Origin of the sequence: Actinocrinis sp. (genome assembly GCF_035605935.1) — a bacterium.
Taxonomy (GTDB): Bacteria; Actinomycetota; Actinomycetes; order Streptomycetales; family Catenulisporaceae; genus Actinocrinis.
This window is the reverse complement of the sequence record NZ_DATNGK010000101.1, coordinates 1-8374: the sequence shown is the minus strand read 5'-3', so window position 1 is coordinate 8374 and position 8374 is coordinate 1. Positions and strand designations below refer to the sequence as shown.

At 68.8% G+C, this 8374-nt stretch carries 9 protein-coding genes; 2 read left to right on the top strand and 7 right to left on the bottom strand.

Going from position 1 to position 8374, the window contains the following annotated elements; all coding sequences use genetic code 11:
• Positions 1 to 234 precede the first annotated feature (234 nt).
• From VN779_RS09095 to VN779_RS09075, 5 genes are all read right to left on the bottom strand, one after another.
• On the bottom strand, positions 235 to 1539 hold the full coding sequence (locus tag VN779_RS09095; RefSeq protein ID WP_325722008.1) for a hypothetical protein: 1305 nt from the start codon (positions 1537 to 1539) through the stop codon (positions 235 to 237).
• Between the two features lie 141 nt (positions 1540 to 1680).
• Positions 1681 to 3162 (bottom strand): aminopeptidase P family protein, encoded by a 1482-nt coding sequence (locus tag VN779_RS09090; protein ID WP_325722007.1) that lies wholly within the window; start codon positions 3160 to 3162, stop codon positions 1681 to 1683.
• A gap of 109 nt (positions 3163 to 3271) precedes the next feature.
• The gene (locus VN779_RS09085; RefSeq protein WP_325722006.1) at positions 3272 to 3493 is read right to left on the bottom strand and encodes a zinc ribbon domain-containing protein; all 222 of its coding nucleotides are present in this window, start codon (positions 3491 to 3493) and stop codon (positions 3272 to 3274) included.
• Between the two features lie 31 nt (positions 3494 to 3524).
• The gene (locus VN779_RS09080) at positions 3525 to 4283 is read right to left on the bottom strand and encodes a hypothetical protein (RefSeq protein WP_325722005.1); all 759 of its coding nucleotides are present in this window, start codon (positions 4281 to 4283) and stop codon (positions 3525 to 3527) included.
• A gap of 10 nt (positions 4284 to 4293) precedes the next feature.
• A complete protein-coding gene (locus tag VN779_RS09075; protein WP_325722004.1) occupies positions 4294 to 4842 on the bottom strand; it encodes a hypothetical protein in 549 nt (182 codons plus the stop codon).
• Between the two features lie 221 nt (positions 4843 to 5063).
• Here VN779_RS09075 and VN779_RS09070 point away from each other — a divergent pair, with 221 nt between their 5' ends.
• Positions 5064 to 5516: a hypothetical protein gene (locus VN779_RS09070; RefSeq protein WP_325722003.1), complete on the top strand. Its 453-nt coding sequence runs from the start codon at positions 5064 to 5066 to the stop codon at positions 5514 to 5516.
• Between the two features lie 6 nt (positions 5517 to 5522).
• Here the strand turns inward: VN779_RS09070 and VN779_RS09065 are convergent, their stop codons facing one another.
• Positions 5523 to 6098 carry a hypothetical protein gene (locus tag VN779_RS09065; RefSeq protein WP_325722002.1) on the bottom strand — a complete coding sequence of 192 codons (576 nt, stop codon included), beginning with the start codon at positions 6096 to 6098 and terminating at the stop codon, positions 5523 to 5525.
• Positions 6099 to 6175: 77 nt separating this feature from the next.
• The gene (locus tag VN779_RS09060) at positions 6176 to 6334 is read right to left on the bottom strand and encodes a hypothetical protein (protein WP_325722001.1); all 159 of its coding nucleotides are present in this window, start codon (positions 6332 to 6334) and stop codon (positions 6176 to 6178) included.
• A gap of 99 nt (positions 6335 to 6433) precedes the next feature.
• Here VN779_RS09060 and VN779_RS09055 point away from each other — a divergent pair, with 99 nt between their 5' ends.
• Entirely contained in the window at positions 6434 to 7909 is a 1476-nt protein-coding gene (locus VN779_RS09055) for a PLP-dependent aminotransferase family protein (protein WP_325722000.1), read from the top strand.
• The last annotated feature ends 465 nt before the right edge of the window (positions 7910 to 8374 follow it).

Here is an 8374-nt window from a genome sequence, read left to right as displayed (position 1 = left end):
GCCGCTGGGGAACCCGGCGCACCACCACCGGCAAGACGGTCTGGTTCGAGCTGCGACTCGACCCCGCGCTGCCCGACCTCTGAACCAGCCGCGCCGCGTGCAACGCGATCGCCAGCTCCCGCATTTCGTATTCGCCCCCTGAGTCGACCATCTTCAGCTTAGATGTCTGATACCGCAGCGATTTCCCGGCCCAGGCCGATCCACGATGTTTCATCTGATCCGGTCGCTACCTGGTCATTGCCTGTCCAGCCTTTCCGCGACGCGGCGGGCCACCGCCGAGGCCCGGTATGGGGCCAGGAGCGGGTGCAGTCTGCGCAGCTTGCGCCGGGCGAGCGTCACCTCCAGCGCCTCGGCCAGGTCCGCGGCCTCGAAGGCGGTCTGCGCCACCAGATCGAGCTGGCCGACCCGCGCCGCCGCGCAGGCCACCTCGGCCAGCACGATCGAGCGAGACTTGACCTGCTCGTGGCCGAGGCTGCGCATCGCCCACTCGGCGGCGTCCATGGCGGCCCGCGCGTCGCCGAGCCTGCCGTGCACATTCGCCGTCATCGCCGCCAGCAACTTGATGTCGAAGCCGCGGGTCCACGGCAACGTGTCGTCATCGGGGATCGGCTGCGGCAGATCAGAGCCCAGCTTCAGTGCGGTTTCGAGCTCTGATAGCGCGGCGGCCCGTTCGCCGAGTTGCGCTGCCTCCTCCGCCGCGCGGGCCGACATCCACGCGCGGGCGCGGCGGTCCGGGCCGGCATGCGACATCGCGGTGTGCGCCAGCTGCCAGGCGGTCGCCGGGTCGCCGCGTTCGGCCGAGGAGTACGACAGGTACGTCAGGACGCACGCGAGCAGCGGATTGTCCGCGGCGTAGCGCGAAGCAGCCAGCGCGCTGTCCCAGTACCGCAGCGAACCGGTGGCGTCGCCGCGGTCGAACGCCAGCCAGCCGGCCAGGGCCGCGGATCGTCCGCCCGCCGCGGCCAGCCGCTTGCGCAGCGGCTCTCGCCGGGTTCCGGCCAGCAATGCGGAGATGTCGTCGAGATGCCGAGCGACCGCGCCGGTCAGCGTTCGCGCACAGCGGTGATGTTCGAGAGCGAATAGTCGCGACGTGTTCGTCTCGACGATGGCTATCGCCTCGAAATCGGCCTGCCCGGGGCGTTCCAACGCGAAGCGCAGGCGGTCGCCCGGCTCTCCGGCCGGGACGGCCGGCGCAGGTTCCTCGGGCGGCCGCCGGGGCAGCGGGCCGACGAGCGTGCCGGCCAGCCGCCCAGTCAGCAGCGGGGCGTCCGGAAGCGGGGGCGGGGAGCCGGAGAAGCCGAGTTGCTCGTACGGCGTGCGGGTCACGGCCTGCAGGGCCCGCTTGTAGTTCGGGCGGCACTCAGTGTGTTCGCCCGACTCCCACTTCTGCACCAATCGTTTGTTGCAAGTATTCGGCTCGCCGAGCACCCCTCCCGCGTGGCGGACGGCGGAGGCGAACTCGCTCTGGCTCATCCGCATCGCGAGGCGGATCGCTTTGAGCGTATGGTTGGGCACGCGCTGTGCGGCTGGTACGGTCACGAGGGTGACAGTAGAGCCCTGAGTGACAGCATGTGGTGCGAGAGTCACTCTTTGGTGTTGAAGCTACGCCCCAGCTGTCCCTTTGATACGCCGTAACTACGCTGGGGACGGGGTGATCTCAACCCACTGCCACCCGGCTGCTCACCGCAGCGAGCGCATCCACTCCTCGATCTCGTCGGCACGGCGCGGCAGTGCGGCGGAGAGATTTTCGTTGCCGTCGGCGGTGACAAGGATGTCGTCCTCGATCCGCACGCCGATGCCGCGATACTCCTCGGGCACGGTCTCGTCGTCGCGCTGGAAGTAGAGCCCTGGTTCGACGGTCTGCACCATCCCGGGCCGCAGCGTGCCGTCGACGTACTCTTCGCAGCGCGCGTCGGCGCAGTCGTGCACATCAAGGCCGAGCATGTGCCCGGTCCCGTGTAGCGAGTAACGGCGCTGAAGACCGAGCTCGAGCACCCGCTCAAGCGGCCCTTCCAGCAGGCCCCATTCGATCAGCCGCTCGGCCAGCACCCGCTGCGCCGCCTCGTGGAAGTCGCGGAAGTTCGCGCCCGGCTTCACGGCGGCGATACCGGCTTCCTGCGCGTCGTAGACCGCGTCGTAGATTCGCCGCTGGATTTCGCTGAACTCACCGGAGATCGGCAGCGTGCGCGTGACATCCGCGCTGTAAAGCGCCTCGGTCTCGGCGCCGGCATCCAGTAGGAGCAGCTCGCCGGGACGCACCGCACCGTTGTTGCGGGTCCAGTGCAGCACCGTCGCGTTCGGCCCGGCGGCGCAGATGGAGTTGTAGCCGACGTCGTTGCCCTCGACTCGGGCCCGGCGCCAGAAGGTGCCCTCGATCCAACGCTCAGACGTCGCGACGGCCGCCGCCAGTTCGCGCACGACGTCCGTGAAGCCGTGCGTGGTGATCTCACAGGCCTGGCGCAGCTGCTCGACCTCCCAGTCGTCCTTGACCAGGCGCAGGCCGTGCATGAATACCTTGAGCTCCTCGTCGAGCCGTGCCGCCTCTTCAGCCTCCTGACGAGACGTCACGCCCGCCTGCGCGAGCGCCGCGTCGAGCAGTGCGTCATGCCCGACCATGATCCGCGTGACCACATCCGGCCTCGCCGCAACCGCCTCGGCGATGCGCTGCGCCGCCTCGCGGCTGTCCCGGATCTCCAGGCCCAGCTCGGCGGCGGCCTCGCTCAGTGAGCGACGGCGGCCGACCCACAGCTCGCCTTGGCCGTCCAGCCAGAACTCGCCGTTCTCCCGGTTCGAGCGGGGCAACAGATACAGGACCGCCTCATGCCCGCCGTCCGGCAAGGGCTCGAGAATGAGGACGCTGTTCTCGGTCTGATCGGCCGTCAGGTAGGCGTAGTCGCTGGCGGCGCGGAAGGTGTAGTCGAGGTCGTTGGACCGGGTCTTGAGCTGTCCGGCCGGGACGATGATCCGCTCGCCGGGGAAAGCGGCGGACACGGCCTTGCGCCGCTTGGCCGCGTAGCCGGACTGCTCCGACGGTTCGAGGTCGTGCCGCTCGGTGTCGCTCCAGCCGCGGCGCATCCCGTCCTCAAGCTCTTCGGAGATGCCTCGGTAGAGCCCGTTCTTGCGACCCTTGACCGGCTTATCGGGCTTGCGTTCCTCGCTCACTGCCGAGCGCCTCCTTGACCGAGGATGGATACGTGTACGGACCGGCAGCGTCGTGCGGTCCTTATCGCAGCCTAGCGGCAAGCGCCGCGCCGTCCACCCCCAGCCGCGGTCAGGAGCAGCAGCCTCCGCCGCAGCACCCGCCACCCGCAGCCGGTCCGGCAGCCGCGGCGCCGGAGGGCTTGGCCAGGCCGCCGACTGCGATCATGGAGAAGAGCTTCACCGTGTCGCCATGCCCCTCCGGGCAGTCGATCGGCGCGGAGGCTTCGCTCATCGGGCGGGTCTTCTCGAAGGTGGCTCCGCACGAGCGGCAGCGGTATTCGTAGCGCGGCATATCGTCAGGTTAGCGCCTCGGTCGCCGCCGCTCAGTGCGCCGTGGCAGTTAGTTGTTGCTGCACGGTCTGGAACGGCACGCGGGAGACCGCGAACGCGCCGTCGAATTCGCTCTGCAGATCGATGACCAGCGCTAGCGCCGCGCCGACCACGACGATCGTGACCACGATGCCGAGGACGCTCAGCGGCTCCGCGCGCGGTCCGAGCAGGAATGGGGTCAGCACCGTGGCGGCGCTGAGCAGCACGAGCGCGACGGTCAGGATGCCGGGGTAACTGCCGGCAAGCGACTTGCCGATGCGGTCGGCGCGCGCCGCGGAGAGGTCATCGAGCACGGACAGCTCCTGGTCGCGCAACGTGGTCTGCTGGTCGAGCGAGAAGGCGGTGGCCAGGTAGCCGCGCAGCCCGGTGATCGCGAACGCCGAGCCGCCGGTCGCGGCGAGATCGGACGGCGGCCACTCGCGGTCGAGCACGGCGGTGGTGTAGTCGGTGACCGCGCTGCGCAGCGCGCCGCGATCGGCTGCGGGCAGGCGCTGGCCGACCCAGACCAGCTGGGTGAGGTCCTGGCCTTCGGTGCGCACGTCGCTGTTGATGTCGTCGAGGCGCTGCCAGAGCACGATGACGATGAAGGCGAGCAGGACCGTGTACATGGTGACCATGAACATGGCGACGTAGTCCGCGGCGGCCTCGGCCCGGCCGTGCTGGCTGCCGTGTGCGCGAATGCGCCTACGCATGAGCACCGCCGCGACGATGAGGACCGCGACGGCGCAGGCGGTGAGCAAGATCGTGATCATCCGCGGCGCCTCACAGCGCGCCGAATAGGCGGTTGCCCGCCTCGGCCGGATCGGCGGAGCGGTAGAACTGCTCGGCGGCCGCGATCATCTCAGCCTTGTCTACGACCCCGTCCTCATCCGTGTCGAGCAGGTCGAAGGCGCGAACAGTGTCGCGCGGCCCGACGCCGTACGCGTGCAGCCAAGAGGTGAAGTCGGGCAGCGATATCAATCCATCGCCATCCGCATCCGCGATGTCGAACAGAACATCCATCAGCCCGGCGAGGTTGCGCTCGAAGCCGTCACGCCGCTCGATGATCGACCGCTGACAGGATTCGAGGAACTGCGGCAGGCTGACCACGCCGGAGCCGTCTCGGTCCATCCGAGTGCGCAGCCGCTCCCACAGGGTGAGGTACGCGCCGCGCACCCGCTCGTAACCCGCGCTGCCGGGCAAGTGCCCGAACGCCGCGCACAGTCGCAGGCAAACCAGCTCGTAATCGTCCTGAGTCAGCCTGCCGTCCCCGTCGGTGTCGAGGAGCGCGAAGCGCAGCTGGAGCTTCTTGCGCTGAAGATCGGTCAGCATAGCTCCATCGAACGACGCCGACCGGCAGGCCGCACGTCAGAGCAGGCGAGCGGGCGAACCGCCGGGCTTAGCAACGCGTTTCGGTAACGGACTTTCCGGCCTGCGTCACGGATCGCGCGTCGCGGTTCCGCGCGTGCGGCATTGCCGCTAGCCTGACTCGACTTTTCCGCCCGACGCGGCAGGCGTACGGACGGCGGCTACTGAGGGGAAGCTGAAAAACGATGAGCACGCTGCATGTTCACGTGGTCCACCCGCACATCGAGCACCGCAACGCGCACGGCCCGGTCAAGGTCGCGGATCAGCACCCGACCGGCACCGCGCTAACCCGGTTCAACACCCGGCTGGCGCTGTTCATCACCAAGGTCGTCGGCAGCATGTGGTGCGCTTACGCGTTCGCGCTGTTCGACCTGATCAGCCTCCCGGCGGCGATCCATGCCGGCACGGCCGCGATCATCTCCTGGATCGCGCAGACCTTCCTGCAACTGGTGCTGCTCTCGGTCATCATGGTGGGTCAGAACGTGCAGGCTGAGGCTGCGGACAAGCGGTCGGAGGCGACGTTCAAGGACGCTGAGGCGCTGCTACACGGGCAGGAGCAGATCGCCGCGCACCTGGCCGCTCAGGACTCGGTGCTGCGGCAGGTCGCCGCCAAGTTCGACATTCAGATCGAGTGCTGACGCAGCTCAGCCGACACCGCTGCACGTCTCGGCTCTCGGGGCGGCCAGTGACACCGGACTGCGCATCGCGTCCGCCGGTTGACGCGCGAACCACGGGATCGTGAGGTGCACCAGCGGTCCGATGCCGACGGCGTAGATCAGCGTGCCCGCGCCGACATTGCCGCCGAGCAGCCAGCCCACGGCCAGGACCGAAAGCTCGATCCCGGTACGCACCACGCGGATCGATCGGCCGCGCGCAGCCAGGCCCGTGGTCAGTCCGTCGCGGGGTCCCGCGCCCAGGCCGGCCCCGATGTAGAGCCCGGTGGCGACGCCGTTGAGCACGACGCCCGCGACGAACATCGCCCAGCGCAGCCACAGCGCGTGCGGGGCGGGCATCGCGCTGAGCAGCACGTCGACGATGATGCCGATCACGAAGATGTTCGCGACGGTGCCGAGTCCGGGGCGCTGGCGCAGCGGGATCCACAGCATCAGCACCACGCCGCCGATGATGATCAGCACGGTGCCGACCGGGATTCCGGTGATGCGGGCCAGTCCGGTGTGGAAGACGTCCCAGGGGTCGACTCCGACCGCTGGGGCGAGCATCAACGCCTCGCTGACGCCGTAAAGGAGCAGGCCGGCCGTTAGTTGCGTAAGCCGTTGGCCAGCCTGTTGCCGCGGAATCACGCGCGCGTGCCGCGCCCGGACCGCCGCCAGAGCCGAGCGATCCGGCTCAGGTCGAACGGGTCGCTGATCCGGTCAGCGCGTCCGGCGGCGAACTGGCGCTCCAGCTGGTCGGTCATCGCGGTGGTCGAACTCGGCTTCTCGCTGCGGAATGACATCGCCGTACTCCCTGCCAATCTTGAATGTCTGGCCCTCTCATGCCATTCTGATAGAAGATTGGATGCTTCCTCGATAGCCAATTCGCAGAAGGTGGCCTGATGTCCGCGCCAACACCGACAATCGGACCGAACCAGCTCGCACAGCGGCTCGGGCCATGGCGCAGCACGGAAGGCACCGGCCGGGCAAGGCCACTGCAGGCCGCGCTCGCTGAGCGGATCACCGGGCTGGTCCTGGACGGCCGCCTTGCACTCGGCACCCGCCTGCCTGCTGAGCGTTCGCTGAGCGAGGCGCTCGAGGTCAGCAGAACCACGGTCACTGCCGCGTATTCGCTGCTGCGCGAGTCAGGGTTCGCCGTCAGCCGGCAAGGTTCGGGCAGCTACGTCTCGCTGCCGGATGGAGCGGCCGCACGAACTTCCGGCGGCTGGCAGACCACCGGCCAGGATCGCGACGTCATCGACCTGATGTGTGCGGCGCCGATAGCGCCGCTGCCCCTGCTCCAATCAGCGTTGCGGACCGCAGCCGAACAGTTGCCCGCGCACTCAGGAGTCGGCGGCTATGTTCCTTACGGATTGGAAGTGCTGCGCGAGGCCATCGCGGACCACTACACCGCTCGCGGACTTCCCACTTCCCCGGACCAGATCCTGGTGACCAATGGGGCTCAGGGCGCGATCACATTGGTTGCCCGGTTGCTGTGCCGGGCCGGAGACCGAGTCCTCGTGGAGAGCCCGACATACCCGAACGCTCTCGACACGTTCCGCAACGCGCAAGCTCGGCCGATGCCGGTCCCGCTGGAGGAAAGCGGCTGGGTGCCTGGCAGCTACGAGAACGCGCTGGCGCAGTTGCGGCCCCGACTGGCATATCTGATCCCGCACTTCCAGAACCCGACTGGGCACCTGATGGACGCGGACGCTCAGGCCTCGATCGCGCGCGCGGCCAGATTGGCCGGCTCCTGGCTGCTGGCCGACGAGACCATCACCGAGGTGGCGCTCGACGTACCGGTGCCGCCGCCTTACGCGGCCACGATCCGGCCAGTCGATGCCGAAGCGGTGCTGGTCTGCGGCTCGATGGCCAAATCCTTCTGGGGCGGGCTGCGGATCGGCTGGCTGCGCGGGCCGGTGCGGATCGTGCACGAACTCGCCGCCGCACGCGCCGCGATGGATCTGGCCTCGCCGATCCTCGACCAGGTGGCGGCGGTCGCCGTGCTGCGCGGCGAGCAGAACTATCTGGACGAACACCGGCGCGCCTGGCGCGAACAACGCGCCGCCTTGATGCAAGCCGTCAGCGAGACCTTCCCAGCCTGGACCTACCGAGTACCGGAGGGCGGGCTCTGCCTGTGGCTGCGGATGGACCGCGAAGAGGCGACCGCGCTGTCGCAGCGTGCGCAGACCCACGGGGTGCTTCTACACGCCGGACCGCGATTCGGCGCGGACGCAGGGACCTTCGAGCGATACGTGCGCTTGCCATACGTGCAGCCGCCCGAGTTACTGCGCGAGGCGGTACGACGACTCGAATTGGCTCGCGCACTGCCCGGCCCGCGACACGCCTCGGATCACAGGGCCGACCTCGTCGCCTGATCGGCATCTGGGAAACCCCTGGCCGCATTTGTCCCGCTCAGCTGGACAACCCGCTTTTCCCCACCCTCGAACCGCCGGCCGCCGTCCCGCTTTTCCCCCATAAACCCCCGCGATGACATCTCCGCTACGCGGCTGGAGTACAGCGGCGAGTCTCGTTCACAACGGTTCTCGAGCACAGACGTCCTTGCGCGCTGGGGGTCTCGCGATAGCTTCGCCGACGGCGGACGAGGGTAACGCGGGACACGCGTGCACAGATTGTTAGAAAAGCGGGTACCAGCGGACCCGCCGGTTCTCCCGTGTCATGCCGCATAGGGTTCTGCTCACGTGAGGTAGCGGTGTCCGGTCGGTGCGCTCCACACCACCTCACCCTCACTGCCACGCACGACGTTCCATGTTCCGGCGGTCTTGAGCCGGTGGTGTCTGCGGCACAGCGCGTGCAGGTTCTGCGGGATCGTCGCGCCGCCT

Coding starts and splice junctions, on each gene's coding strand:
- VN779_RS09060 (WP_325722001.1), bottom strand. CDS start 6,334: ATGTCATTCCGCAGCGAGAAGCCGAGTTCGACCACCGCGATGACCGAC.
- VN779_RS09055 (WP_325722000.1), top strand. CDS start 6,434: ATGTCCGCGCCAACACCGACAATCGGACCGAACCAGCTCGCACAGCGG.
- VN779_RS09075 (WP_325722004.1), bottom strand. CDS start 4,842: ATGCTGACCGATCTTCAGCGCAAGAAGCTCCAGCTGCGCTTCGCGCTC.
- VN779_RS09070 (WP_325722003.1), top strand. CDS start 5,064: ATGAGCACGCTGCATGTTCACGTGGTCCACCCGCACATCGAGCACCGC.
- VN779_RS09085 (WP_325722006.1), bottom strand. CDS start 3,493: ATGCCGCGCTACGAATACCGCTGCCGCTCGTGCGGAGCCACCTTCGAG.
- VN779_RS09080 (WP_325722005.1), bottom strand. CDS start 4,283: ATGATCACGATCTTGCTCACCGCCTGCGCCGTCGCGGTCCTCATCGTC.
- VN779_RS09065 (WP_325722002.1), bottom strand. CDS start 6,098: ATGCTCGCCCCAGCGGTCGGAGTCGACCCCTGGGACGTCTTCCACACC.